General features: G+C 73.3%; 24 protein-coding genes. 11 read left to right on the top strand and 13 right to left on the bottom strand.

The annotated features are described in order from the left end of the window. Window positions 1-14: 14 nt before the first annotated feature. Window positions 15-164: a hypothetical protein gene (locus ABZ794_RS31310; protein WP_165947858.1), complete on the bottom strand. Its 150-nt coding sequence runs from the start codon at window positions 162-164 to the stop codon at window positions 15-17. A gap of 201 nt (window positions 165-365) precedes the next feature. Here ABZ794_RS31310 and ABZ794_RS31305 point away from each other — a divergent pair, with 201 nt between their 5' ends. Next, window positions 366-1,214, top strand: a complete 849-nt coding sequence (locus ABZ794_RS31305; RefSeq protein ID WP_238689728.1) for an arginase family protein — start codon at window positions 366-368, stop codon at window positions 1,212-1,214. 4 nt (window positions 1,215-1,218) lie between these two features. Here ABZ794_RS31305 and ABZ794_RS31300 read toward each other — a convergent pair whose 3' ends face one another. Further along, window positions 1,219-3,060 (bottom strand): glycoside hydrolase family 15 protein, encoded by a 1,842-nt coding sequence (locus ABZ794_RS31300; protein ID WP_210787432.1) that lies wholly within the window; start codon window positions 3,058-3,060, stop codon window positions 1,219-1,221. A 68-nt stretch (window positions 3,061-3,128) separates the two neighbouring features. On the opposite strand from ABZ794_RS31300, the gene ABZ794_RS31295 reads away from it, so the two are divergent. The 3 genes from ABZ794_RS31295 to ABZ794_RS31285 are packed head-to-tail and all read left to right on the top strand — an operon-like array spanning window position 3,129 to window position 5,901. After that, complete coding sequence (locus tag ABZ794_RS31295; protein ID WP_210787431.1) at window positions 3,129-4,346, top strand: D-arabinono-1,4-lactone oxidase; 1,218 nt, start codon at window positions 3,129-3,131, stop codon at window positions 4,344-4,346. Continuing rightward, entirely contained in the window at window positions 4,343-4,717 is a 375-nt protein-coding gene (locus tag ABZ794_RS31290; RefSeq protein WP_112680675.1) for a sensory rhodopsin transducer, read from the top strand. Before ABZ794_RS31295 ends, ABZ794_RS31290 begins: the two co-directional genes overlap by 4 nt. Before the next feature lie 47 nt (window positions 4,718-4,764). Then, entirely contained in the window at window positions 4,765-5,901 is a 1,137-nt protein-coding gene (locus tag ABZ794_RS31285; protein ID WP_210787430.1) for an FUSC family protein, read from the top strand. Between the two features lie 12 nt (window positions 5,902-5,913). Here the strand turns inward: ABZ794_RS31285 and ABZ794_RS31280 are convergent, their stop codons facing one another. From ABZ794_RS31280 to ABZ794_RS31260, 5 genes are all read right to left on the bottom strand, one after another. Further along, a complete protein-coding gene (locus ABZ794_RS31280) occupies window positions 5,914-7,176 on the bottom strand; it encodes a dolichyl-phosphate beta-glucosyltransferase (RefSeq protein ID WP_210787429.1) in 1,263 nt (420 codons plus the stop codon). Then, window positions 7,173-9,401, bottom strand: coding sequence for a glycosyltransferase family 39 protein (locus ABZ794_RS31275; RefSeq protein ID WP_357518952.1), 2,229 nt, complete (start codon window positions 9,399-9,401; stop codon window positions 7,173-7,175). Before ABZ794_RS31275 ends, ABZ794_RS31280 begins: the two co-directional genes overlap by 4 nt. A 44-nt stretch (window positions 9,402-9,445) precedes the next feature. Then, the gene (locus ABZ794_RS31270) at window positions 9,446-10,951 is read right to left on the bottom strand and encodes a HAMP domain-containing sensor histidine kinase (RefSeq protein ID WP_357518950.1); all 1,506 of its coding nucleotides are present in this window, start codon (window positions 10,949-10,951) and stop codon (window positions 9,446-9,448) included. Further along, window positions 10,929-11,675 carry a response regulator transcription factor gene (locus tag ABZ794_RS31265; protein ID WP_112587604.1) on the bottom strand — a complete coding sequence of 249 codons (747 nt, stop codon included), beginning with the start codon at window positions 11,673-11,675 and terminating at the stop codon, window positions 10,929-10,931. Before ABZ794_RS31265 ends, ABZ794_RS31270 begins: the two co-directional genes overlap by 23 nt. Before the next feature lie 113 nt (window positions 11,676-11,788). After that, the gene (locus ABZ794_RS31260) at window positions 11,789-12,019 is read right to left on the bottom strand and encodes a hypothetical protein (protein WP_091408172.1); all 231 of its coding nucleotides are present in this window, start codon (window positions 12,017-12,019) and stop codon (window positions 11,789-11,791) included. Window positions 12,020-12,219: 200 nt separating this feature from the next. On the opposite strand from ABZ794_RS31260, the gene ABZ794_RS31255 reads away from it, so the two are divergent. From ABZ794_RS31255 to ABZ794_RS31245, 3 genes are all read left to right on the top strand, one after another. Beyond that, window positions 12,220-13,167 carry a serine/threonine-protein kinase gene (locus ABZ794_RS31255; RefSeq protein ID WP_357518947.1) on the top strand — a complete coding sequence of 316 codons (948 nt, stop codon included), beginning with the start codon at window positions 12,220-12,222 and terminating at the stop codon, window positions 13,165-13,167. 70 nt (window positions 13,168-13,237) lie between these two features. Beyond that, the gene (locus ABZ794_RS31250) at window positions 13,238-13,663 is read left to right on the top strand and encodes an OsmC family protein (RefSeq protein WP_357518945.1); all 426 of its coding nucleotides are present in this window, start codon (window positions 13,238-13,240) and stop codon (window positions 13,661-13,663) included. Between the two features lie 405 nt (window positions 13,664-14,068). Beyond that, window positions 14,069-14,917 (top strand): hypothetical protein, encoded by an 849-nt coding sequence (locus tag ABZ794_RS31245; protein ID WP_357518944.1) that lies wholly within the window; start codon window positions 14,069-14,071, stop codon window positions 14,915-14,917. A gap of 24 nt (window positions 14,918-14,941) precedes the next feature. On the opposite strand, the gene ABZ794_RS31240 is transcribed toward ABZ794_RS31245, so the two are convergent. The 5 genes from ABZ794_RS31240 to ABZ794_RS31220 form a co-directional block, all read right to left on the bottom strand. Further along, the gene (locus tag ABZ794_RS31240; protein WP_357518942.1) at window positions 14,942-15,469 is read right to left on the bottom strand and encodes an ATPase; all 528 of its coding nucleotides are present in this window, start codon (window positions 15,467-15,469) and stop codon (window positions 14,942-14,944) included. Between the two features lie 114 nt (window positions 15,470-15,583). Further along, window positions 15,584-16,030, bottom strand: a complete 447-nt coding sequence (locus ABZ794_RS31235; protein ID WP_357518940.1) for a response regulator — start codon at window positions 16,028-16,030, stop codon at window positions 15,584-15,586. A gap of 84 nt (window positions 16,031-16,114) precedes the next feature. After that, window positions 16,115-16,462: an STAS domain-containing protein gene (locus tag ABZ794_RS31230; RefSeq protein WP_238689659.1), complete on the bottom strand. Its 348-nt coding sequence runs from the start codon at window positions 16,460-16,462 to the stop codon at window positions 16,115-16,117. Window positions 16,463-16,579: 117 nt separating this feature from the next. After that, window positions 16,580-17,617, bottom strand: coding sequence for a cobalamin-dependent protein (locus ABZ794_RS31225; RefSeq protein ID WP_357518938.1), 1,038 nt, complete (start codon window positions 17,615-17,617; stop codon window positions 16,580-16,582). Beyond that, window positions 17,614-19,371, bottom strand: a complete 1,758-nt coding sequence (locus ABZ794_RS31220) for a PP2C family protein-serine/threonine phosphatase (protein ID WP_357518936.1) — start codon at window positions 19,369-19,371, stop codon at window positions 17,614-17,616. Before ABZ794_RS31220 ends, ABZ794_RS31225 begins: the two co-directional genes overlap by 4 nt. Before the next feature lie 213 nt (window positions 19,372-19,584). Between ABZ794_RS31220 and ABZ794_RS31215 the strand changes: the two genes are divergently transcribed. Beyond that, window positions 19,585-19,920: an STAS domain-containing protein gene (locus ABZ794_RS31215; RefSeq protein WP_357518934.1), complete on the top strand. Its 336-nt coding sequence runs from the start codon at window positions 19,585-19,587 to the stop codon at window positions 19,918-19,920. Between the two features lie 76 nt (window positions 19,921-19,996). On the opposite strand, the gene ABZ794_RS31210 is transcribed toward ABZ794_RS31215, so the two are convergent. Further along, complete coding sequence (locus tag ABZ794_RS31210) at window positions 19,997-20,311, bottom strand: hypothetical protein (protein WP_091408152.1); 315 nt, start codon at window positions 20,309-20,311, stop codon at window positions 19,997-19,999. 201 nt (window positions 20,312-20,512) lie between these two features. Between ABZ794_RS31210 and ABZ794_RS31205 the strand changes: the two genes are divergently transcribed. The 3 genes from ABZ794_RS31205 to ABZ794_RS31195 form a co-directional block, all read left to right on the top strand. Next, the gene (locus tag ABZ794_RS31205; protein WP_210785143.1) at window positions 20,513-21,490 is read left to right on the top strand and encodes a DUF2267 domain-containing protein; all 978 of its coding nucleotides are present in this window, start codon (window positions 20,513-20,515) and stop codon (window positions 21,488-21,490) included. A gap of 103 nt (window positions 21,491-21,593) precedes the next feature. Beyond that, on the top strand, window positions 21,594-22,388 hold the full coding sequence (locus ABZ794_RS31200) for a fused MFS/spermidine synthase (protein WP_357518932.1): 795 nt from the start codon (window positions 21,594-21,596) through the stop codon (window positions 22,386-22,388). Between the two features lie 58 nt (window positions 22,389-22,446). Beyond that, on the top strand, window positions 22,447-23,492 hold a 1,046-nt coding region (locus ABZ794_RS31195; RefSeq protein WP_357518930.1), incomplete at its 3' end, for an AI-2E family transporter.

Genomic DNA, 23,492 nt, shown 5'->3' with positions numbered 1-23,492 from the left:
CGGGGCTGGCCCGCTCAGCGCTGGTCGGTGGGTTGCCGGCGGAACCGGTCGACCAGCCGTCGCCAGTAGAGTTTCGCGGCGACCGCGGCGCCAGCCACCCCACCGACGACAGCCTGCACGATCAGGCTGCCGGACCCCGCGTCCAGGTAGGCCAGATGTTCCACCGATCGCTCCTTGCCCTCGCCGCCTCGATACCGGCGTCCCAGGGCGTACACCGATGAGGCTTTTGACCCATAAAGCCGGACTTGTCCCTCACCGTACGCCGGTCGTCGTCGCCGTCGCGGGCACATCGGCGTACTCCCAGCCACACCACAGAATGCGGCCGGGACGGCCGGCCGCGCCGGTACGCTGCGGACGTGCGCTGGATGATCGTGGACGCGCCGCTGGACTCCTCCGGAGCCGGGCGCGGCGAGGAGCGGGCCCCGGCCGCGCTGCGCCGCGCCGGCCTGCGCGAGGCCCTGGCCGCCGACGACGACGGGCGGATCGACGAGGCGCGGTTGCGCGACCCGAACCGCGACCCGGCCAGCGGGGTGATCGGCGCGGCGGGCCTGGTCCGGGCCGGCGGCGCCATCGCCGCGCGCATCGGCGCACTGATCGCGGACGGCCACCGACCACTGGTGCTCGGCGGCGACTGCGCCATCCTGCCCGGCGTCTGCCGGGCCCTACCCCCGGCGACCGACCTGTGGTTCGTCGACGCCCACCCGGACTTCCTCGACGGCACGACCTCACCGACGGGTGAGGCCGCCGACATGGACCTCTCGGTTGTCACCGGGTGCGGCCCCGCCGCCGCCGTCGGTCCCGGCGGCACGCTGATCGAGCCCGGCCGCGTCCACCTGCTCGGGCACCGCCCGGCCACCGACGAGAGCAGCCGGGTCGAGGCGGCCCGGATCGACCCGGCGATCCACCAGATCAACGCCGCCGAGCTGCGGCGCCGGGGCGCCGCGACGGTCGGCGCGAGCCTCGCCGCCGACGGGGACGGCCCGGCCTGGCTGCACCTCGACCTGGACGTGGTGGACCCGCGCGACCTGCCCGCGGTGACCTACCCCGAACCGGACGGCCCGCGCTGGGCAGACCTGATCGCGCTGGTCACGCCGCTGGCCCGCGCCGACCGGCTGCTCGGGATGAGCGTGACCGACCTGAACACCGACGAGGACCCCGACGGGCGGCACACCCGACGCGTCGTCGAGGTCCTCACCGAGATGCTGGTCGGCTGACCGGTCAGCCGTCGGCCGTTCCCGGTCGCGCGGTGCGCTCCGCCCACGCGTGCAGCGCGTCGCGGTCGCCGGCGCCATCGAGGTTCAGCGCCGCCTCGATCAACGCGAGGTGGGTGAAGGCCTGCGGGTAGTTGCCCAGAGCGGTGCCATCGGCGTCGAGCTGCTCGGCGTACAGGCCGAGCGGCCCGGCGTACGCGCAGAGCCGGTCGAACAGCTCGGCGGCCTGCTCGCGTCGCCCCGCCAGGACCAGTGCGGAGACCAGCTCGAAGGAGCAGAGCAGGAACGCGCCCTCCTCGCCGGGCAACCCGTCGTCGGCCGTGTACCGGCGGATGAGCGCCGGGGCGACGGCGAGATCCCGCCGGATGCGGTCGACGGTGGCCACCACCAGCGGGTCGCCACCGGCAAGGAACCCGACCAGGGGCATCCGGAGCAACGACGCGTCGAGTTCGGTCGAGTCGTACGCCAGCACGAAGCTGCCGACGCCACTGTCGAAACCCCGCTCGATGACGTCGGCGTGCACGGCGTCGCGTGCCCCGCTCCACCGCTGCACTGGTGCGTCGTGGTCCCCGACCAGGCCGGCGAGGCGGATACCCCGGTCGAGGCAGACCCAGGCCATCATCTTCGAGTTGACGTAGTGCCGCAGCGGCCCCCGGATCTCCCAGATGCCGTGGTCCGGCTCCCGCCACCGGGTGGCCATGGTGTCGACGTGCCGGCGCAGCACCTGCCACTGAGCGCCGGTCAACTCCCCGGTGAGCTGCTGGTACGACAGCGCGGCGTCGAGCACGTGCCCGTACGTGTCGAACTGGAGCTGCTCGGCGGCCTCGTTGCCGATGCGCACCGGCCGCGAGCCGGCGTACCCGTCGAGGTGATCGAGGATCTCCTCCTCGCGGGTCACCCCGTGGATCCCGACGAGTGGGCTGAGGACGTCGCCCGCCCCGCCGCACGTGGTGAGCAGGAAGTGCAGGTAGCGACGACCCTCCTCGGCGTGGCCCAACCGGAACAGGGCGAGCAGCAGCAACGCGGCGTCGCGGTGCCAGGTGTAGCGGTAGTCCCAGTTGCGGACCCCGCCGATCTCCTCGGGCAGCGAGGCGGTGGGCGCGGCGAGCAACGCCCCGGTCTCGTCGAACGACAGGCCCCGCAGGACGGCGGCGCTGTGCCGCACCTGCTCGCTGCCCTGGCCGGTGTAGTCGGCGCGGTCCGACCACTCCCGCCAGGTGCGGCAGGTCTGCTCCAGCAGGTCGGCCGGGTCGACCTCGTCGATGCGGCCCGGGCCGTAGCCGAGCAGCACGTCGATCGTCTGCCCCGCGCGCAGCACCACCTCGGTACGTACCGTCGCGCCGTTGACCCGAAACGGCAGCGCCGAGCGGAGCCGCAGCCCCGCCTCGGCGGCCACCCACTGGTCGTCGTCCCGGTGCCAGTCGACCGCGCGGGCGCCGTACCCGGGGCGTGGCGTCACCTCGGCACGCACCCGCATCGACCCGGCACGCACGTGCAGGCGGCGCACCAACAGCTTGTCCGCGCGGAACGGCTGTGCGGCATCACCGGCCCGTACGGCGAGGAAGTCCTGACCGACGGCGCTGCCACCGGCGGCGCGGTACGCGCTCTCCACGACCAGGGTGCCGGGCAGGTACCGGCGGACCGGCGCGGCGTCAGCGGCGACGGAGAGGGTGAACGCGCCACCGACGCGACGGTCCAGCAGCCGCGCAAAGACCGCGTCACCCTCGAAGTGCGGCACACAGAACCAGTCGACCACGCCGTCCGCGCCGATCAGCGCCCCGGTGTGGGTGTCGGAGAGGAACGCGTACGAGTCGATCGGCGGCGTGTTCGCGGAGCCGAAGGCCGGCACGCGGCTCCTTACCCGGCGGGCCGGCACGGAAACGCGACTACCGGTCGCGCCGACGGGTAGTCGGCCGGATGCGACAGTTCGTCAACTGGTCCGGCAGCCTTTCGTTCACCCCGCTGGAGCTCGCCGAGCCGGCGGACGAGGACGCGGTACGGGAGTTGGTGGTGCGGGCACGCCAGGACGGCAGGACGATCCGCCCGGTGGGCTCCGGCCACTCGTCGAGCCCACTGGCGCGCACCGACGACATCCTGCTCAGCGTGGATCGGCTCGCCGGAGTCATCACCGAGGACGCCGATCGGGCGCGGGTGTGGGCGGGCACCAAGCTCAAGGCCCTCGGTGAGGGGTTGTACGACGCCGGGCTGGCCATGGACAACCTCGGCGACGTGGACTACCAGTCGATCGCCGGCGCGACCGCCACCGGCACGCACGGCACCGGCATCGGTTTCGGCAACCTGTGCACCCAGGTGACCGGCGTTCGCCTGGTCACCGGCACCGGCGAGGTTCTCGACATCTCGGCCGACGACAACGCGGACCTGTTGCCGGCGGCCCGGCTGTCGCTGGGCGCTCTCGGAGTGGTCACCCAGGTCACCCTGGACGTGCAACCGCACTACGAGTTGCACCGCCGGGCGTGGTGCGCGCACATCGACTGGACCCTCGACCACCTGGCCGAATTGCAGCACACCAACCGCAACATGGACTTCTACTGGTACCCGCGCAGCGACGAGACACAGATCCGCACCCTGAACCGCACCGACGGGGGCTCCGACGTGCGGGTGTGGGCCGCGCCGCGGGTGCCGGACTCCGGCCCGTGGGGCGCACCCCACGAGATCCGGTCCGGTCCGATCCACCGCACCATCCCGCAGGAGCGGCACCTGCGGTTCGAGGAGATCGAGTACATGCTGCCGTCGGAGGCGTTCCCCGCCTGCTTCGCCGAGGTCCGGCGGCGGATCCTGCAACGGCACCGCACTGTTGTCGGCTGGCGGGTACTGGTGCGCAGCATCGCCGCCGACGACATCTGGTTGAGCAACGCGTACGGCCGGCCGACCACCACCATCGCCTGCCTCCAGAACACCTCGCTGCCGTACGAGGACTACTTCCGGGACATGGAGGCGGTCTTCCGGCAGTACGGTGGCCGGCCGCACTGGGGCAAGAAGCACTGGTTGACCGCCGGTGACCTGAGGCCCCTCTATCCGCGCTGGGACGACTTCCGGGACGCTCGCCGCCGACTCGACCCGGACGGGGTGTTCCTCAGCCCCGACCTCGCCCGGCTGCTGGAGGAGAGCCGATGACCGAGATCGGCGCCCGCGTGTGGGTCGTGCCGGGCGGGCACATCCCGTTCCCCAGCAACGGCCCCGAGCCGGCCTTCACCAGCTTCGATCAGCTGTGCGTCCTCAACGCCACCGGCACCCGCGCCGACGCCGAGCTGCACCTCTACTACGAGGACACCGAGCCGGTCGGCCCGTACGCCATCACCGTCGACGCCCACCGGGTACGACATGTTCGGCTCAACGACCTGATCGACCCGGAAGCGGTACGGCTCGACCGACCGTACGGCTGTGTGTTGCGCTCCACGGTGCCGGTGGTGGTGCAGTTCCTGCGCCAGGACAGCCGGCTGCCGGGGGTCGTCGCGATCGCTGCGGCCATGGCGTACCCGGCGTAACGGTTCGGCGCAGGTTCGCTCGTGGGCCGGGCCGGGTACCCCCGGCCATGAAACCAACGGCCGCGGCGACCGGGGCGCGAACGGCGGCGGGCAACCTGCGGGCTCGCGTCGCGCGGGCCGGCCGGCAGAGCGGCCAGCGGATCCGGCTCTACCTGATCGTGGCGCTCCAGGCCGGCCTGGCCGCCGCCCTGGCCTGGCTGGTGGCCAGCGAGCTGTTCGGTAACCCGGAGCCGACGTTCGCGCCGGCCGCGGCGGTCGGCGTCATCGCGGCGTCGCTGGGCAAACGTGCTCACCGCGCCCCGGAGTTGGTCGCCGGGGTGGTGCTCGGCATCGGCGTGGGTGACCTGTTGATCAGCCTGTTCGGCACCGGCCCGTGGCAGACCGGTGTGATCGTCTTCCTGGCGATCGCGGCGTCGGTGCTGGTACGCGGCACCGGCGCGCTGATGACCCAGGCCGGTGGTACCGCCGTCCTCGTCGCCACGCTGACCCCGACCGCGCCGGACCTGGAACTGCCCCGCACTGTCAACGCGCTGGTCGGCGGAGCGGCCGGACTGTTCGTGATGCTCGTCCTGCTGCCCCTCAACCCGATGCGGATGGTGCGCCGCTCCGCCGAGCCCGCCCTGGACCTGTTCGCCCGGGAGATGACGGCCTCCGCGCAGGCGCTGGCCGAGGCGGACTGGGACGGAGCGCGGGCGGTGTTGGACCGGATGCGCGACGCCGACCCGCAACTGCGACAGCTCGTCGCCGTGACGACCGCCGCCGACGAGGTGGTTCGGCTCTCCCCGGTGCGCTGGCGACGACGCCGGGCGATCGCCGCGTACCGGCGCGGGGTGACGCACATGGAACGGGCCTTCCGCAACAGCCGGGGTCTGGTGCGCCGGATCGGCACCGCCCTGCGCGACGAGGAACCGGTGCCGGCGGCCCTGCCCGCGGCGGTGGAGCACCTCGGCGAATCGGTCCGGCTGCTGCACCGGGAGTTCGTCGCCGGGCAGGAACCGGTGCAGGCCCGGGAGCGGGTGCTGCGCGCGGTCCGGGAGGCGGGCGTGGCGTGCCGGCAGGACCTGGGATTCTCCGGGACGATAGTGGTCTCCCAGCTGCGCACCGCCGCCAACGACCTCCTGCGGGCCACCGGCGTGCCCCGGGACGAGGCACGCCGGTTGGTCCGCGAAGCCGCCGCCGGCTGACCGGTCGACGCCTCAGGTACGCCGATGGTGCATGCCGAGGCGCAGCAGCACGAACCGCAGCACCGTGGCGGCCAGGTTCGCGGCCACCAGCACGGCCAGCTCCACCGGCCGGGCCGGTACGGTGGAGACGACGTGCAGCACCGCCAACGCGCCACTGGTCAACGCCAGACCGAGGGCGAAGGCCAGCAACCCCTGCGCGTGGTGCCGGGCGGCGTGCCGGCGTCCGCTGATGCCGAACGTGAGCCGCCGGTTCGCGGCCGTGTTCGCCACGGCGGTCGCCAGCAGCGCCACCAGGTTCGCCGGTTGCGCGCCGAGCAGACCCCGGGTGGCCACGAACAGCAGCAGGTACGCGAGCGTGCTCGCCACCCCGACCGCCGCGAACCGGACCAGCTGCCGGGGCAACCCGACCGGCACCTGCCCCGACAGCGCCTGCCCCGGCAGCGCTTGGGCGGGCTGTGCAGGCGGCGCGGTGAGCGGCGCCCGGCCGAGTTGTGCGCGCAGGTCGGCCAGGGGCAGCGCGCCGGTCAGCAGCGCCCTGCCCAGCCGGCCCACGCCACGCAGATCGGCCAGGGCGGTGGCCACGATGTCGACGCGGCTGTCCGGGTCGTCGACCCAGTCCACCGGCACCTCGTGGATGCGCAGCCCGGCCCGCTGGGCCAGCACCAGCAGCTCGGTGTCGAAGAACCAGCCGGTGTCCCGCACCAACGGCAGCAGTTCCACGGCCACGTCGGCGCGGATCGCCTTGAACCCGCACTGCGCGTCGGAGAACCGCGCCGCCAACGCCCCGCGCAGCAGCAGGTTGTAGGCCCGCGAGATCACCTCCCGCTTGGCGCCACGCACCACCCGGGAGGTACGCGCCAACCGGGTGCCGATAGCCAGGTCGGAGTGGCCGGAGATGAGCGGCGCGACCAGTGGCAGCAACGCCGCAAGATCGGTGGAGAGGTCCACGTCCATGTATGCCAGCACCGGCGCGGACGACGCCGACCACGCTGCGGAGAGCGCCCTCCCCCGCCCCTTGGCGTCCAGGTGCAGCACCTCGACGCCGGGCAGCTCACCGGCGAGGCCGTCGGCCACCTTCAGAGTGTCGTCGACGCTGGCGTTGTCGGCGATGGTGATCTGGAACGGGTACGGGAAGTTCGCGCTCAGGTGGGCGTGCAGCCGCCGTACGCACGGCCCGAGGTCGACCTCCTCGTTGTAGACCGGGATCACCACGTCCAGCACGGCCGCCGTCGGTCGGGCCTGGACGGCGGCCCGTGGTCCGCCCAGCGCGGTCACGACGCCTCCGCACCGGCGCTGAGGTCGTAGACGGTGACCCCGTCGACGGTCTGCGCCGTGAACGTCTCCGCGACCCAGGCGGCGATCTCCTGGGAGGCCGAGCTGCCGCCGTTGGCCCGGAAGCCACCACCACCGACGAAGTAGTGGATCTTCTTGTCGGCCACGTAGCGCTGGAACTGCGCGAGGGTCGGTGAGGGGTCGCTGCCGTTGAACCCGCCGATCGGCATCACCGGTTCGCCGGTGGCGAGCTGATAGCCGGACGCGTTGTTCGAGCCGATGGTCGCCGCCACCCAGGTGTAGTCGGCACTGTCGTTCTGCAGCAGCTCGCGTAGCGCGGCGCTGGGCTCACGGGCGTCGAGCAGCCCGCCCATTCCCCCACCGGCCGAGCGCCCCTGGCCGCCGGTGGCACCGGGCCCGCCGTTGCGACCACCGCCGGGGAAGCCCGGCAGCTGACCGCCGTTCTGGCCGCCACCGTTCTGGCCCCCGCCAGGGAAGCCACCGGGGAACTGGCCCCCGCCAGGGAAGCCACCGGGGAACTGGCCGCCGGCCGGCACCTCCATGCCACCAGGGGGTCGCCCACCGGGGAAGCCGCCCCGGCCGAACCCGCCCGCCACGGACGGGCCGGCGCTCGGGATCGACCCGGTGTGCGGGGTCGCGGCGGTCTGCACCGCGTACGCCACCGGGCCGGCGAGGGCCGCCGCCGCGCCGAGGCCCAGCACCACCGGCACCACCCGGCGGGGCAGCCGGGTGACCAGCAGGAGCAACACCGCCCCGACCAGGCCGGCGACGAGCACAGTGGTCCGCAGCCACGGGTACCAGTCGGGGCTGCGTCCGAGCAGCACCCACGCCCACCACACGGTCACCACGAGAGTGCCGGCGAGCGTCGCCGTGGCGGCGAGCGGGCGCAGGCGTTGCCACCGCGTGCCCCCCACGACGTCGTCGGCGGACGCGGGCAGCGAACCACCCGCTGACGTTTCGGCGACCGCAGCGACAGCCGAAGCTTGTCGCCGCTCGCGCCAGAGCAGCGTCACGCCGATGCCGACCAGCGCGCCGATCGCCGGTGCGAGCGCCACCGTGTAGTAGGCGTGGAAGATCCCGGACATGAAGCTGAAGATCAGACCGGTGACCAGCAGCCAGCCGCCCCAGAGCAGCAGCCCGGCCCGGGTGCGGTCGGTGCGGGTCGCCCTTCCGGCCAGCAGCAGGCCGACCACCAGCAGGATCAGCGCGGCCGGCAGCAGCCAGGAGACCTGACCACCGATCTCGCCGCCGAACATCCGCAGCACGCCGTTCTGCCCGGAGAACGGGCCACCGCCGCCACCCGGCCGCGCGCCACCGCCGCCGACGCTGCCGACCTCCTCGCCGGTGATCCGGCCGAGGCCGTTGTAGCCGAGGGTCAACTCCAGGATGCTGTTGCCCTGCGAGCCGCCGATGTACGGGCGGGCGCTGGCCGGCACCAGCTCGACCAGCGCCACCCACCAGCCGGCGGAGACCACCACCGCCAACCCGGCCAGCAGCAACTGCCGGACCCGCCGCCAGAGCCCGGTCGGCGCGGCCAGCAGGTAGACGCCGGCGAAGACCGGCACCACCAGGAACGCCTGCAACATCTTGGTGAGGAAGCCGAAGCCGACCAGCACACCGACCAGCACGATCCACCGGGTGCTGGCCGTCTCCAGCGCGCGCACCGTGGCGTACGCCCCGGCGACCAGCAGCAGGACCAGCAGCGCGTCGGGGTTGTTGAACCGGAACATCAGCGTCGCCACCGGGGTGACCGCGAGGACCGCGCCGGCGATCAGACCGGCGGCCGGCCCGTACCAGCGCTTCACGGTCGCGTGGAGCACGCCGACCGAGGCGACGCCGCAGAGCGCCTGCGGCACGAGCATCGCCCAGCTGTTCAGGCCGAAGACGCGTACGGACAGGGCCATCAGCCACAGCGACGCGGGCGTCTTGTCGACGGTGATCGAGTTGGCGGCGTCCGACGAGCCGTAGAGGAACGCCTTCCAGCTCACCGAGCCGGCCTGCACGGCCGCGGCGTAGAACGAGTTCGCCCAGCCGGACGCGTCCAGGCCCCACAGGTAGAGCAGGCCGGTGGCGAGCAGCAGGATCGCCAGCGCGGGCCGGGCCCAGGCCGGCGAGCGGCGCGTCGGCGGCGAGTGCTCGTCGGGGCGTGCGGCAGTTGGCGGCTCGGGTTCGGCGGGTGCCGGCACCAGGGTCTCGGTTCTGTCCATGCGGCCAGCCTTGAGGGCTCGCCTGGCGCGACCCCGTGTGCGAACTATGCGTCAGCTGTGGGATTCGGCAGCCGGACGGTGAACACGCTCCGACCTGGACGGCTGTCCACCCCGACCGTGCCGTGGTGGGCCTCCACCACCGCCGCGACGATCGCGAGACCGAGGCCGGTGCTGCCGTGCGCGCGGGATCGGGAGCTGTCGCCCCTGGCGAACCGCTCGAACATCTCCGGTTGCAGCTTCACCGGCACCCCCGGCCCGTCGTCGGCGACGGTGAGCACGGCACTGGCGGCGTCGACGGCCAGCGTGGTGGTGACAGTGCTGCCGGGCGGGGTGTGCACCCGGGCGTTGGTGAGCAGGTTCGCCACCACCTGGTGCAGCCGGGCGGCGTCGCCGGGCACCCGGATCGCCACCTCGGGCAGTTCGAGCTGCCAGCGGTGCTCGGGGCCGGCGACGTGCGCGTCACTGACCGCGTCCACCACCAGGGCGGTCAGGTCCACCGGCTCCACAGCGAGCGGCCGGCCGGTGTCGAGGCGGGCCAGCAGCAGCAGGTCGTCGACGAGGCTGGTCATCCGGGTGCTCTCCGACTCCACCCGGCGCAGCGCGTGCGCCACGTCGGCGGGAACCTCGTCGCGGCCACGCCGGGCCACCTCGGCGTAGCCGCGGATCGCCGCGAGAGGCGTCCGCAGTTCGTGGCTGGCGTCGGCGACGAACTGGCGTACCCGGGTCTCGCTGGCCTGCCGGGCGGAGAGCGCGTCGGCGACGTGGCCCAGCATCCGGTTCAGCGCCGCGCCGACCTGGCCGACCTCGGTGCGTGGGTCGGTGTCGGCGGCCGGGACCCGGACGGCGAGCGCCACCTCTCCCCGGTCCAGGGGCAGCTCGGTGACGCGGGTGGCGGTGGCGGCCACCCGGTTGAGCGGTCGCAGGGTCGCCCGCACGATCAGCGCGCCCGCCACACCGGCGAGCAGCAGTCCGATCGCGGCCACCCCGGCCTGTGCGGCGACCAGCGCCCAGACGGTCTCCTGGACGCCGGAGAGGGGGATCGCGACGACACGTACCCGGCCGTCCCAGTACTGGCGGGCCACGGCCCGGTAGTCACCGCGATCGCCGAGGTCGACGGTGTGCGGTCTGGCGTCGACAGGTAGGTCCGCCAGCACGGCGACCTCCCCCACCGCGACGGGCTGCTCGTCGGGGAACGGATCGGCGCTGGAGGCGCTGTTGGTCAGGGTCCGTGCGCTGGTCACGCGGCCGTCGCTGATCTCGGCGACCACCGTGCCGGACGGCAGCCCGGGTGGAATGCCCGGTCCGTTGCCCGGAAATGCCGGCCGCCCCGGCCGGTCGCCCCGCATGGCCGGCGCGGGGACCAGCTGAGCGTCGAGCCGGTCGATCAAAAAGTGCCGCAGCGCCACAGTGGTCAGGCCACCGATCGCGACGCTGACCAACGCCAGCAGCGCGAGCAGGGCGAACACCAGTCGGGTACGCAGGGAGCGCCCGGCCAGCCACCCCCGGGCGGCGCGCAGCGGGCGGCGCCTACTCGGCGGGTTTGAGGACATAGCCCGCACCGCGCAGCGTGTGGATCATCGGCGCGCGGCCGGCGTCGATCTTCTTGCGCAGGTACGAGATGTACAGCTCCACCACGTTGGCCTGGCCACCGAAGTCGTAGTTCCACACCCGGTCGAGGATCTGCGCCTTGCTGAGCACCCGGCGCGGGTTGCGCATCAGGTAACGCAGCAGCTCGAACTCGGTCGCGGTGAGGGTGACGAGCTGGCCGGCTCGCCGGACCTCGTGGCTGTCCTCGTCGAGGCTGAGGTCACCGACGGTCAGCACCGCCTCCTCCCGGGCGGCGATCGCCAGCCCGGAGCGGCGCAGCAGCGCGCGCAGCCGGGCGATCACCTCCTCCAGGCTGAACGGTTTGGTGACGTAGTCGTCGCCGCCGACGGTCAACCCGGCGATGCGTTCCTCGACCGCGTCGCGGGCGGTCAGGAAGAGCACCGGCACTGTGGGGGCGTGCTCGCGCAGCCGGCGCAGCACCTGGAAGCCGTCCAGGTCGGGCAGCATCACGTCGAGCACCACGGCGTCCGGCTGGAACTGTCGGGCGGTGCCCAGCGCCGCCATGCCATTGCCTGCGGTGCGGACCTGCCAACCCTCGTAGCGCAGGGCCATCGACAGCAGGTCGGTGAGCGTGGGTTCGTCGTCGACCACCAACACCCGGACGGGTTCACCGTCGGGGCGACGCAACTCGATCCGGCTCGGCGCGGCCTGCCCGTTCATGACCATGGGCCCCATGGTGGCCGCCGCGCCTGTGCCGCGCCCCTGCGGAAGCTGTGCGCGAGCTGTACGGCCGGGCGGACGCGACGCCGGCGACACCACCGGTCAGCCCCGCCTCGTGGTCACTCGGACACCCCGTACGCGTCGGTGCGCACGAACCGCATGCTCCATCCGCCGGCCTCGTCGGGCCGGTCGCGCTCGTAGAGGTGGTCGGGGCCGGGCTGCACCGGGCCCGTGCCGTCCGGGTGCCGCATGATCCAACGTTGGGGCGGGGCGCCGTCCGACCCGGCCGGCAGCAGCCGGACCAGGCCGTCCGCTGGCCCACCGACGAAGCGTACGGTGACCTCGCTCATCGCGGCGTCCCCTCGGGTGACCGTGCCGGCACAATCGGTGACACCGGCTCTGGCTCGCAAGCTACCGCACCCATCCCCCGTGGCGCAGCGAGGTGCGCGGGGCCGTCCGCCCCGAATCGGGCTCCGGTTTGCCCAGCTCGGCGCTCGGGTACCGGCACCTGAGCACCCGCCGTCGGCGGGGCGAGGGCGAGGAGCTGTCGATGCGGATGCTGGACGGGCGGTACCGGCTCGAACAGCGCATCGGTGTGGGCGGGATGTCCGAGGTGTGGCGGGCCTACGACCAGGTGCTGGACCGGCCGGTCGCGGTGAAGCTCATCTCGCCCGGCCGCGACGATCGGGACGGCCCGGTGGACCGGATCCGGGCGGAGGCCCGGTCGGCGGCCCGTCTGGAACATCCCAACGTGGCCAGCGTGCACGACTTCGGCACCTCCTCGACGTGGCCCGGCCGCCCGGTGCCCTACATCGTCATGGAGCTGGCCGAGGGTGAGACGCTCGCCGTGCACCTGCGTGCCGGGCCGCTGGACTGGCAGATCGCGGTGCGGGTCTGCGCGGAGGTCGCCGCCGCGCTGGCAGCCGCGCACGCCGAGGGCATCGTGCACCGGGACGTCAAGCCGGCAAACGTCATGCTCACCCCGACCGGGGTGAAGGTGCTCGACTTCGGCATCGCCATCGCCGCCGGTACGGCGGACCCGATGCCGACCGGGATGGTGCTGGGCACCCCGGCGTACCTGGCGCCCGAACAACTGGACGAGGCTCCGGCCACCCCCGCTGCCGACATGTACGCCCTCGGCGTGCTGCTCTACTACAGCCTCACCGCCCGCCTGCCCTACCGCGCGGCGACCGCCAGCGAACTGTTGCTCGTCCGCCGCCGTCGGCCACCGGAGCCGCTGCCCGACATCGCCGGACTGCCGCCGGAGGTCGCCGAGCTGTGCCACTCCTGCCTCGCCGACGACCCCGAGCAGCGCCCGAGCAGCCTGGTCGCCGCGTTGCTGCTGGCCGAGGCGGTCGACGCCCGGGTGTACGTGCCGATGATGATCCCGACGACCCGCCGGCCGGCCCCCACGTCGCCGTGGACCGAACGGGCCGCCGCCGAGGCCACCGAGGCGGTGGCTGTGGTGGACGAGCCGAACCTGCCCGCCGGGCGCTGACCCGACGCCGCACGGCGTTTCGCCGGGCGGCGAAGGGGTAGCCGGCCTGGTGAGCGACGGGAGAAACGCGATGCCGGATCAGAGTTCCTGGCTGCGTGAGGCCACAGCGACCGCCGAGGGCGGTCACGTACGCACCGACGATGGCGGGCTCTCCACCGCGCTGGCCTCACCGCTGGCGCCGCACTGCACCGGGCTGACTCCGGAACAGTTGCTGGCAGCGGCCTTCGCCTCCTGCCTGCACCACGCGGCGGTGGAGGTGGCCGGGGAGATCACCGACGAGGCGCACACGGTGCAGGTCCGGGCGGAGGCGAAGCTCGGGCGGGACACCGACGGCCGATACCGGGCCGACGTCCACGCGGAGATCTCCTCAGCCGGGCTGAGCCGAGATCAACTGGCCGACCTGGTCGAGTACGCCGACCGGCTCTGGCCGTTCTCCAGCGGCGACGCCAGCCGACACCGCCTGACCGTAACCCCAGCCGAGAACGGCCGCCACTAACTCCATTCTCTACCTCACCCACCCACTCACCCCACCGTGCCCCACACGCCCCACACGCCCCCACCGCGCCGATCTTGCACTTTCGGTCGTCGATATGAGGGGGATGCCCCTCTATGTCGCCACAGCAAGTGCAAGATCGCCGAGGTGGGGGCCTGGGGGCCGGTTGGTGGAGGGGTGCCTCGGTTGTTCGGGTTAGTCGTGAAGGTGGGCGGAGGTGCAGCCGGCGGAGCTGCGGGGCGACCGCATTCCCCCGGCAAGTCGGGAATAACCGTCTGGAGTGATCCGCGAGGTTGATCAGCTTCGCGGTAGGTTTGCCCGCTAAAGTCAGCATGATCAGGGCAAATTGTGGCGCATGCCACCGTACGGGCTGATGGCATCGGGCATTCAGCTCTTTAGCCTCGTCAGGTGCATCCCGACGACCCCTCCGCCCAGAAGCTGACCGACGCGCGCCCGACCACCCCCTCGGACGACGCCGCATCAACCGAACGGACGATCGGCCGTCACCGCGCTTCCGAACCGTCGCGGCGGGCCCTGCTGGGCTCGACCCCGGTGCGGGTGGCGCTGGCCACCGGTGTCACCTGCTGCCTCAGCCTCGTCGCGGTCGCCACCGCGCGAGGCAACGACGACGCCCCCCGTACGGTCGAGCCGCTCGCCGAGGCGGTGGCCGACCGCGCCGCCATCGCCGATGAGCGCGCCTCCCGGTCGCTGGACCGCGACGCCGCCCCCGCCCGGGTCCTGCCCAGCCCGACGGCGAAGCCCACTCCCACTCCCACCGCCGTCCGCAAGGTGCCCAAGAAGCCGGTCAAGCCCCGCCGCCCCCGGCCGGTCGCCGGCCTCGACCAGGCACAGATGGACAACGCGAAGATCATCGTGGACGTCGGCCTGGAGATGAAGATGCCGCGTCGCGCCCTGGTGGTGGCACTGTCCACTGCGATGCAGGAGAGCAACCTCTACAACCTGGCCAGCGACGTCCTCCCGGAGTCGGCGGAGTACCCGAACCAGGGCAGCGGCTCCGACCACGACTCGGTCGGGCTGTTCCAGCAGCGGCCCAGCAGCGGCTGGGGCACTGTGGCCCAGCTGATGCGCCCGTCGTACGCCGCGCGGGCCTTCTACACGGCGCTCAACGAGATCCCCGGCTGGCAGGACCTGAGCGTCACCGCCGCCGCCCAGTCCGTGCAGATCTCCGCGTATCCCGACGCGTACGCCCAGCACGAGGACCGGGCGAGCACTGTCGCGGCGGCGCTCACCGCCTGAGCGGGGCACGCACGCCCGCACGTCTCAGCGACGGCCCGACGGTGACTCCGCGCCCGCGTCCGCGTCCGGGCCGCCGACCCCGACCCGGCTGCCCGGCACCCCGGCGGCTGCGGTGGGGGTGTCGGCGGGCACCTGGTCGACAGTCACCTGGCTGAGGATCTCGTCCACCCGCACCTCGCGCCGTCGACGGGCGTCCAGCGCCGCCTCGAAGTCACGTCGGGCCTGCACAGCCTCCGCGTACGCCCGCTCCCGCACCCGCCGTGCCTCCTCGCGGGCCTCGTCCAGCTCGGCGCGAGCCTCGGCCAGGATCTCGGCGGCCTCGCGACGCACCGCGCCACCGAAGTGCCGGGGGGCGGTGGCGTCGCCCAGGTCGAGTCGTTGCAGCAGCCCGCTGAGCGAGGCTGCCTCCTGGCGGATCTCGTCCCACTCCCGGGCCGCCCCGGCCGCGCCCTCGGCCCGCGCCGCCAGCCGGGACAACCGGATCCCCAACTCGTCCAGGCAGTAATCCACCTGCCGCTGGTCGTAACCGGTCTCAACGACGGAGAACCTCATACTGTCGCCCCCCAGGCAGCTGCTGTTACTTCCCCACCTGGATCCTCGGCCGCGACCGCTCGCGCCGAGGGTGTTCGGGAAAAATGTTCAGCATGCGCGCAGGTGGCGCGGGCCTCAGATGCGCTTGGGCAGCACGACGACCCGGCCGAAGAACTCGTCGATGCGGCGAACCACGTCGTTGAAGTCGTCCAGGTCGATCGGCTTGGTGACGTACGCGTTGGCCTGCAACGTGTAGCTGCCGACGATGTCGGTGTCGGCGTTGGAGGTGGTCAGCACGACGATCGGGATGGTCCGCAGATCCTCGTCCTGCTTGACCGCCCCGAGCACCTGCCGGCCGTCCATCCGCGGCATGTTCAGATCCAGCAGGATCACGTCCGGTCGGCGGGCCTGCTCGTGCCGGCCCTCGGCGCGGAGAAACTCCATCGCCTCCTCGCCGTCACTCACCACGTCGATGACCTTCTCGACGTCGGAGTCCGCCAGCGCCTCCTCGATCATCAGCACATCACCCGGATCGTCGTCGACCACCAGGATGCGTACCGGCTGCGGGCTGTCTACGCCCATCACTACCTGCCTCGGAGTCGGCGGAGACGGGACCCTGACGGTCACCGCGTTGGCGGGAAAATGCTGGCGGGGAAATCTAGCCCATCAGGAAGCACTGCGGGACGCGGGGTCGACCGACTCCGGTTCGTAGCGCAACACGTCGGCGAGCCCGGTCACGCCCAGCACCCGCTCGACCCGCCCGTGGGCGCCGGTGAGCCGGAGCCACCCACCGTCGGCCGCCGCCTGATTGTCGCCCCGGACGAACACGGCCATACCGGTGGAGTCGCAGAACGTGAGGTCGGTCAGATCGAGCAGCACCCGGGTCTTGCCCGCCGCGGTGAGCCGGTCGATCGCGGCGCTCAGCTCGGGGGCGGTGCTCAGGTCCAGCTCGCCCACGAGCCGCAGGCAGGCGCCACCACCGTCGCGCTCGACGTAGTTGACGCTGAACGTCACCGTTCTCCCCCTCGCTCCACCCTCGGGTGGGACGTTTGCAGTCCGGCAAGTATACGCAGAGGTGACTCGTCCGCCGCCGAGCGCGGTGATCGATCCGGATGCCACCGGCGGGTCGGGTCAGCGCGCGGTGCCGGGCAGCGCCGCGCATCCCAGCGCCAACGCCCGCGCCGCCCGGGGGAAGTCCCGCAACGCGGCGGCGTAGTGCTCCAGCGGCAGGACGACCGCCCCGGCGGGCACCCCACGACTGCCCAGAATCCCCAACAGCCACTCCACGAACTCCGTGAACAACAAGGGGTCGTCGACGTAGACCGCCGCCGCCAGGAAATCCACTATGTGGCCCAGATCGCTCACTGTCGCGTCGAGCTGCGCGGCGGTGTACGCCCGCGCCGCCGGCACCCGCTGCCGCAGCTCCGCCAATGCGCTGTCGATCAGCTCGCCGCGACGGCGCACCAGGCTGGCGTACTCGTCGTCGGCCAGGTGGGCCAGCCGGGCCGGCGGCGCCCCGCGCAACGCCCGCTCGTCGGCGATCAACTCGGCTGCCGAGGGCGCGTCCGGCGCCCAGGCCACCCCGAGCCGACGCGCCCACCGGCCATCAGTGCCGAACCCACGCCCGCCGACCACCACCGGCACGTCCGAGCGGCGGCAGGCCTCGATCATCCGGTGGGCGTACGGCAGGCGCATCGGCAGCGCGCACGCCAGCGCGACCGCGTGCGCGTCGTAGCGGTGCAGGTACGACACGAGGTGCGCCGCAGGGACGCTGGCGCCCAGGAAGGTCACCTGCCACCCGCGTAACCGCAGTATCTCGGCCACCAGCCGGGGCGGCAGCGCGTGCCACTCGCCGTCCATGCAGGCGACCACGACCCGGCCACCGGTCGGCCGCGCTTTGACGTGCGCGGAGACCGCCGCCACCACCTGCTCGCTGATGTGGGTGGCCGCGTGCTCCTGGGCGACGCTCCACTCGTTTCGCGCCCATCGCTCGCCCACCTCGGCCTGGGCGGGCGCGACCAGGTCGAGCAGCACCCGCTCCGCCGGGACGCCCGCGTCGAGCAGGCCGATCGCCAGGTCGGTAGCGGCGTACTCATCCGCGTCGGCAAGGTGGTCCAGGTACCCGGAGTACGCCTCGCCGAGGTCGGTGGTGGCCGTGGCGGCGGTCACGCGTCAGTCCCCTCCGTCTGGTCGATGCCGGCGGGCACCGAGTGCAGGTGCCGTGCACCGCGACCGCCCAGGCCGGCCGCCCGCAGCGCCAACACGGCGATGTCGTCGTGGTCGCCCTGTGCCAGCCAGTCGCAGGTGAGCTGCTCGACCCGTTCGGCCAGGGCAGGCGCGGGCATCCGGTGGCAGTCGGTCAGCGCGCTGACCAGCCGCTCCGCGCCGAACTGCTCGTCGCCGCGCCGGCCGCCCCGGGCCTCGGTCACCCCGTCGCTGTAGAGCAGGCAGGTCTCGCCCGGCGCCAGCCGCACCGTCACCTCCCCGACGCGGGGGTCGGGGACCACTCCGATCAGCATGCCGCGCAACGGCACCGTCTCCACCTCGCCGGAGGCGCGCAGCACCAGTGGTGGCAGGTGCCCGCCGCCGGCCATGGTGACGGTGAGGCCGCCGTCGCGCTCCGGGCGGGCCACGCCGAGCACGATCGTGGCGAAGCGGCCCTGGCCGTGCGCCTGGGTCGTCTCCAGCAACGCGTCGTTGAGCAGCCGCAGCAGCCGCTCCGGGTGAGACTCCAACCGGTGCAGCGCCTGGAGGCACTGGCGCAGTTGGCCGGTGAAGACGGCGGCTTCGACGCCCTTGCCCGACACGTCACCGAGGAAGAACACCGAACCACCGTCGGTGAGCCGGTGCGAACCGTAGAAGTCGCCGCCGATGCGCAGCCCCGCCTGCGCGGGCCGGTACGCGGTGCCCCACTGCACACCGGCGGCCTCGACCGGCTCGACAGGCAGCAGGCTGGCCTGGAGGGTGTCGGCCACCTCGGCCTGGTCGCGGTAGAGCAGCGCGGTGGCCAACGCGGCACCGGCGCGGGCCGCGAACGCGCGGACCAGCTCAACGTCGTCCTCGTCGTACCAGCGGGTGGCGCGACGGGCCACCAGCAGCACCCCGACCGGCGCGTCACGCCCCGGCAGCGGGACGACCCGGGCGGCGCTGTCGGTGCCGGCCAGCCCCGGCAGCCAACCGGCGTCGACCGCCTGCTCGACCAGCCAGTCCACCGCGTGCGGCTCGGCCCCGGTCAACCCGTCGGCGATGGCGCTCGGCAGCTCGCCGCCGACCAGTACGCCGCTGTCCACCGTCGGCACCTCGTCGTCGGTGCGCGACGCCCGCCACCAGCGGGCGCGCCCGGCCCGCGGGGCGAGCACCAGCACCGCCACCTCGGCCAGGGTCGGCACGGCGAGTCGGACGACCGCGGCGGCCGCCCGATCCGGGTGCAGCGGGTTGCCCAGCTTGTCGCCGACCACTGCGAGGAACGCCGAGCGGGCCCGTTCGGCGAGCAGCGCGTCGGCGCGACTGACGCTGTCGGTGACGTCCTCGACGTACCAGCAGCAGCGGTCACCAGAGAGCGGCACCTGGCGCGCGGTGAGCCGGCGCTCGCGGTGGGTGAAGCTTCCGGGGACGCCTTCGCTCAACCCGGGTACACCGGCCGCGCTGAGCAGCTCGCCGGGCGTCACCTCGGGCAGCAACCGCTCAGCCACCGGGCTGACGTGCCGCACGACGCCATCGGCGTCGCAGACCACCAGGCCCTCCCGGAAGTGCTCGACGACCTCTAACCAGTCGGGCGTGGCCTGCCCCCGGTCGGGGGCCAGCGGTGGCAGGGCCACGGTGGGGCGACGAACGTCGGCGGACCACGCCGAGGGTCGTGTCGTGCTCGGCGTGGAGAGCCGTCCGTCGCCCGGGTCCCAGTCCCTGACGTCGGAAGCAGTCACCAGCTGAGCCTCACTCCTTTGTCGTTCACCGAACCCGTGCCGGAACCGGCGTCCACTGTCAAAACTCTCCAGCCACCCTACGCCCGAACCCGGAAAGCGGCATCTCGCGGCAGGTGGCGGGCATCGCCACGGCGGGGGGCGGCGGACGAGGGACACGCGGCCCTATCGCCGCCCCCGCTTTGCGTTCTGTCGGTCGACAAGGAGAATGGTGGGATGCCCGACCAGCTGTTGACCATCGAGACAACCCGGCTCGCCGCCGGGAACGTCCGACTCCGGCTGACCGGCGAACTCGACTACGACAGCGCGCCCGAGCTGGTCGCCGCGGCGGCCGAGCTGCGCGGCGACGACGCCCCGGTTCTCGTCGACCTGACCGGGGTGACCCTCTGCGACTCGTCCGGGCTCAGCGCGCTGCTGGTGGTGCACCGCGCCGCCGGGGCGGTCCGACTGACCGGGGTCAGCCCTCAGCTTCAGCGGATGCTGGACCGCACGGGCCTGAGTGAGTTGCTGGCCGAGGCGTACGCCGACGACGACGTGCGCGCCATCGGTTGACCCGCAGGTCACCCCCGGGAAGCGAGACGGGGTGGCCCCCGACCCTGGGACCTGGGGTCGGGGGCCGGAGGAATGTCTAGGGTGCCGTCATCGGCTGGAGCCGGGGGCCGTCCTCACGCAGCTCGCCGATCGGGGCCGCGTCCACGTCCTCGGGCTCCCCCGAGTCGGGCGTCTGGTACAGGTAGCGGACGAACTGCCCACCCGCCTCGTTGTCGTCCGCGCCGGGCCACTGACCGATGCAGTCCATCCCGATCACCTCGCGGCCCGTTCCGTCGGCCTCCTCGAGCAGCGCCCAGAGGCTCACCGGGTAACACCTGGTGACCTCGGGTGTGAGCTGCCAGCGGGCGTACCAGCCGGGTCGAGCGGGGACGATCTCGACAACTTCCTTCATGACGACCTTCCTTCCGCGTACCTCGGAAGAATCTCCGGTCCTGACCCGATCGTGCGGGCCGTGCGGGTGAGCGCCCCTCACCCCCGCCGGATGAAGCGTGGGGCAGGCCGCTCCGACCCGGCCGGCGGCCTCTGTTTCCTTCTCCGGGACGGCGGGAAGGCGACTGGCGCAGCCACGATCCCCAGCGGAAGGGATGCCAGCATGCGCAAGCAGATGGAGGGCGACAACCAGAGGCGTCGGGCACTGGCCCGGCAGGCCCGGGAGCAGAATCGCCAGCCCAGCGAGATCGGCGCCAGTCTGAGCGCGTCCAAGCAGCTCACGAGCCTTGATGCGGGTAAGCGGGCCGGCCCACCAGCGGCCGGAGCGCACAAGTCGGACACCACGCGCGGCGGGCCGGCACCGCCGCCGGTCGGTAGCGCCGACAACCCGCGACCGCAGCCGTCCCCGCCGAGCGGCGCGTCCGGTGTGAACAGCATGGGTTACCACGACCTGGTCGACGAGGTCCGGCGTCGCGCCGGGGTCGACTTCAAGACCGCCAAGGTGGGCACCGAAGCGACCGTGTTGGTCCTCGCGTTCGCCCTGGAGGCCGCCGAGCGGCAGCGGCTGCTCGCCGCGGTGCCGGCGTCGCTGCACGACGTGCTGCCGGTCGACGGCATCGAACGGCACCAGGACCTGCCCGGCTTCCTGGCCGAGGTGGGCCGGATCAGCGGCAACACCCCGGAGCAGGCCCGGTACCAGGCCGAGGCGACGATCGCCGCGCTCGCCGAGCAGGACGGCGACCTGGTCGAGTCGTTGCACGTACCCGACGGGTTGCGCGACCTGCTGAACCCGCCGGAGGCCGGCGGCGGCCTGGTGGGCGCCTCCACCACCACACCCACCCTGGATGCCGACGAGATCAGCGCGGCGCTGGACGACCTGCCCTACTGGGCCGGCGACAGCCAGGGCCTCTACCGGGTGGTCGCGCTGCCGCCCGACAACCTGGACCGGGTGCTGGCCCGCCTCGACCGGCTGCGCCAGGACAACGGCCGCGGCCCGAGCATCGGGCGTCCGGGCGACACCGCCGCCGTGTTGACGGTACGGACCAGCCAGGCCAACGGGGTCACCGCGCTCGACGTGGACCTCGCCCGCCAGATCGACGACGCGATCGACGAGGTGGGGGCCGGGATGGCCGGCGGCTGACCGCCCACCACGACACCGTCGGGCCGGCGGGCCGGGGGCGACCCCGCTCCGCCGGCCCGTCCGCCGTGCCGGGTGCGCCGTGGGCTCGGCTAGCGTGCCAGTCATGAACCGCGCCGCCGACCGGCTGGAGCTGGTCGCCGACCCGGTCCGCCGGACCGGGCGGACGCTGCTGTCCGCCGGCGTCGAGCAGTCGTACGTGGATGTCGAGGATCCTCGGCACCTGCACTTCGAGTACGTCCGGCGGATCGCCTCGGCGGTGGAGGTGGCGGCCCCGGCCGGCGCCCCGCTCAACGTCGTGCACCTGGGTGGCGGCGCGTTGACGCTGCCCCGCTGGCTGGCCGCCACCCGGCCCGGCTCCCCGCAACGGGTCGTCGAGCGGGACGCGGCGGTGGTCGAGTTGGTTTCCCGGGAGTTGCCGCCGGTGCCGCCGGAGGTGCGGGTGGAGGTCGCCGACGCCCGGGAGGCACTGACCGGCACCCCGGACGGCCGGTACGACCTGGTGATCGCCGACATCTACCGCGCGGCCCGGATGCCCCGGCACGTGCGCACCGTCGAGTTCGCCGCCGAGGTGGCCCGCGTCCTGCGCCCCGACGGGTTGTACCTCGTCAACGTCACCGACCTGCCTCCGCTGGTCGGTACCCGGGCGCAGGTGGCCACCTTGCGGGCGGTCTTCGCCGACGTGTGCGTGGTCGGCGACCGGCGGATGCTGCGTGGCCGCAGGTACGGCAACCTGGTGCTGGCCGCGACCTCCCGCCCCGGCGGGCTGCCGGTGGCCCGGCTGGCGGTGGCCGCCCTGCGCGACCCGGTGCCCGGCGGGCTGCTGCACGCCGCCGCGCTCGACACGTTCGTCGCCGGCGCCCACCCCGTCACCGACGAGGACGACAACTCCCGCCACTGATCGCCGTTGTGCCCGCAATGCCGGGTTTCCGACGGCGCGCGCGGGGAAGGCCCGCCGGATGAGCGACGTCGACGATCGGGCGACCGGCCGCCGAACTCTGATCGTCATCGGTCTGGTGCTGGCGACCGCGCTCGCGCTGGGATTCGTGTACGCGACCCGGCGGGTGCTGGTCTGGGCGGTGGTCGCCGCGTTCTTCGCCGTCGCGCTCAAACCCCTCGTCGACCGGCTGCAACGCCGCTTCGTCCGGCGTCGGGCGCTGGCCACACTGCTGGTGTTCCTCGCCGCGTTCGTGCTCCTGGCGATCCTGGCCGCGCTCATCCTGGTGCCGTTGTTCGGGGAGTTGGGCCGCTTCGCCGACCGGGCACCCGAGCTGCTGCGGGAGGCCCGCGCCGGACGGGGCCCGGTGGGGCAGGCGCTGGAGCGCACCGGGGCACGCCGCTACGTCAGCGAACACTCCGAGCAGTTGCGCGACCTCGGCGGGCGGCTGCGCCAACCCGCGGTCGGTGTGCTGCGCGGCGTCATCGAGTCGGTCGCCGGGCTGGTCACGGTCATCGTGCTCGCGTACCTCATGGTGTTGGAGGCGCCGCGGATCACCCGCGGCCTGCTCGCGGCGGCCGGGGACGGTCAGGGTGAGCGGCTGCGCCGGGTGGGCCGGGAGGTGTCGCGCACCGTCACCGGCTATCTCACCGGGAACCTGCTGATCAGCGTGATCTGCGGGGCGTTGACCTTCGTGGTGCTGACCCTCACCGGGGTGCCCTTCGCGGCGGTGATCGCCCTGCTGGTGGCGGTGGCCGACCTGATACCGCTGGTCGGGGCGACCCTCGGCGCGGTGATCGCGGCCGGTGCCGGTTTCCTGCACTCCCCCACCGCCGGGGTGGTGGTGCTGGTCTTCTTCGTGGTCTACCAACAGGTGGAGAACCACCTGCTCCAGCCGCTCATCCTGTCCCGCGCGGTCCGGCTGAACCCGTTGACGGTGCTGGTCAGTGTGCTGCTCGCGGCGGAGCTGGCCGGTCTGCTCGGCGCGCTGCTGGCCATCCCCGCCGCCGGCATCGTCCAGACCCTGCTGCGCGAGTACGGCCCGCGTCGGCTGCGGCCCGCCCCGCC

It is taken from the genome of Micromonospora sp. NPDC047187, from assembly GCF_040643355.1.
GTDB lineage: Bacteria > Actinomycetota > Actinomycetes > Mycobacteriales > Micromonosporaceae > Micromonospora > Micromonospora salmantinae.
Note: the sequence above shows the minus strand (reverse complement) of the source record. Positions and strands in the feature narration are given on the sequence as shown.